The sequence below is a fragment of the Actinomycetospora sp. genome (assembly GCF_055612215.1).
This window is the reverse complement of the sequence record NZ_JBVPVA010000239.1, coordinates 1-1,946: the sequence shown is the minus strand read 5'-3', so window position 1 is coordinate 1,946 and position 1,946 is coordinate 1. Positions and strand designations below refer to the sequence as shown.

Genomic DNA, 1,946 nt, shown 5'->3' with positions numbered 1-1,946 from the left:
CGGTCGAGCAGCGGCATGACGAACGGGTCGCCGCCGGGCGGGGCGAGGCGGCGGCGGGTGAACGCGGCCGGGTGCAGGACGAGCGGGCTCGGCACCCGGCCCAGCCAGCGTTCGAGGCCCGGGAAGCCGCCGGTGTGGTCGGCGTGCCCGTGGGAGAGGACGACCGCGCCGATGTCGCCCGGGTCGAGGCCGAGGCGGCGGCCGTTGGTGGCCAGCCCGTCGGGGGAGACGCCGGTGTCGAACAGGATCGTGTGGTCGTGCCCGTCCCGCGTGACCGTCACCAGCGCGGAGAAGCCGTGTTCCGCGACGAGCCCGGTGCGCGTCGTGCCGTCGACGTACTGCGGGGCCTCCTGCGGCGCGCCGGTACCCAGGCGGGCCCGGGTGGCGACTGGTGAGTCCACCAGCAGGGCGTCGAACGAGTTGTCGACGAGGACCGTGATGGTCAGCGCGTCGACCGGCTCGAGCGCGATCGGGTCGACGGCGTCGCCCTCGGCCCGGCGCGGGGCGGCCATCGCGACGGCGGTGGGATCGGCCGGTCTGGCCTCGGTGCACACGCGCGAGATCGTGGCACCGCGAGGGCCCGTCCGGCACCCGTCGCGCAGGACCAGCCGGCGGGCAGGACGTCCGGACGGTGCCCTACGAGGTCTCGACGATGAGCTCGGGCCCGCCGTGGACGGTCACCGACCAGCGTTGACCCGCCGCGATCCACGGCGGCGCCACCAGCGACCCCGTCGTCACGACCTCGCCGGCGCGCAGCGGGCTCGCGCCCGGCAGGTCGAGCAGGGCCGCGAGCGCCTCGACCGGACCGCCGAGGACGTCGCTGCCGCGTCCGGACGTCGTCCGGCCGTCCGGACCGGCGAGGGTGACGACGAGGTCGCGGACGCCCGCCGGGTCGAGCGCCGGCCCCACGACGAGCAGGGCGTGCATCCCGAAGTCCGCGACCGCCTCGCCCGGGGTGAGCCGCCACCCGGGGTGGTGGCTCGCGACGATCTCGACCCCGAGCGCGGCCCACTCGACGACGAGCTCGTCGGGGGTGCGTGCGTCCGTGCCCACGCCGAGAACGATCTCGGGCTCGAGCCGTGGTTCGGGCCGGCCGGTGAGGTCGACGACGGTGTCGTGGGTGAGGGTGTCGTCGTAGACCGGCGCCCAGATCGGCCGGTCGAGTCCGAGGTCGCCCCAGGTGGCCCGGTTGGTGAAGCCGAGCTTGCGGCCGACGCGGCGGTGGCCCCGGGCGGTGAGGCGGCGTTCCAGTTCGGCCGCGACGGCGTACGCGGTCGCGAGGTCGAGGTCGGGGTCGCGCTCCAGGGTCGTGCCGTGGTCCCGGGCCCTCAGACGGCGGGCGGCGCGCTGGTCCACGTCGATGAGCACGCGGCGAGCGTGGGGAGACGACGGCATCGGGGCAAGCGGGGTGTGCTCCATCCGGGTGCGCGCTGTTCCGGGTCCGGGCGGGGTGCCGCAGCATCGCCCGATGGCGAGCTTCGCGTTCTTCTTCTCCTACCACCCCGAGACGTGGGCGCGTCTGGTCGCCGAGCCCGTGGATCGCACGCCGGCGGTCCGGAAGACCGTCGAGGACGCCGGCGGCACCCTCACGGCGCTGTACTACACGCTCGACGACCTCGGGGGTCTCGCGCTGGTCGACGCGCCCGACGCCGACACCGCAGCAGCGATCAGCCTCGTCATCACGGCGTCGGGCGCGTTCGCGTCGGTCCGCATGCAGCGACTCTGGCCCGCCGCGGACGTCACGCCGATCCTCGACGTGGCCCAGACCGCCGCGGCCGCCTTTCGTCGTCCCGGCGGCTGAGTGATCAGAAGGGCGGTTCCTCGGGGAAGCGGTCGTTGGGGTCGGGTTCGGTGTCGGGGTCCGGTTCGCCGGCGCGGTGGCGGGCGCGCTCTCGGAGGCGTGCGGCGGTGTCGATGGCGGCTCGGGTGAGGTAGCCGTGTGTGTT

3 protein-coding genes are annotated in these 1,946 nt (G+C 75.3%); 1 reads left to right on the top strand and 2 read right to left on the bottom strand.

Features of this window, described 5'->3' with window-relative positions; genetic code table 11:
- The coding region (locus AC0CYZ_RS06570) for an MBL fold metallo-hydrolase (RefSeq protein ID WP_472213511.1) at window positions 1–554 on the bottom strand (554 nt) is incomplete at its 3' end.
- Between the two features lie 82 nt (window positions 555–636).
- Window positions 637–1,368, bottom strand: coding sequence for a 2-keto-4-pentenoate hydratase (locus tag AC0CYZ_RS06565; protein WP_472213509.1), 732 nt, complete (start codon window positions 1,366–1,368; stop codon window positions 637–639).
- Window positions 1,369–1,468: 100 nt separating this feature from the next.
- Here AC0CYZ_RS06565 and AC0CYZ_RS06560 point away from each other — a divergent pair, with 100 nt between their 5' ends.
- Window positions 1,469–1,801: a GYD domain-containing protein gene (locus tag AC0CYZ_RS06560; protein WP_472213507.1), complete on the top strand. Its 333-nt coding sequence runs from the start codon at window positions 1,469–1,471 to the stop codon at window positions 1,799–1,801.
- The last annotated feature ends 145 nt before the right edge of the window (window positions 1,802–1,946 follow it).

Excerpts from the sequence above, each read along its gene's own strand:
- AC0CYZ_RS06560 (WP_472213507.1), top strand. The coding sequence starts at position 1,469 with ATGGCGAGCTTCGCGTTCTTCTTCTCCTACCACCCCGAGACGTGGGCG.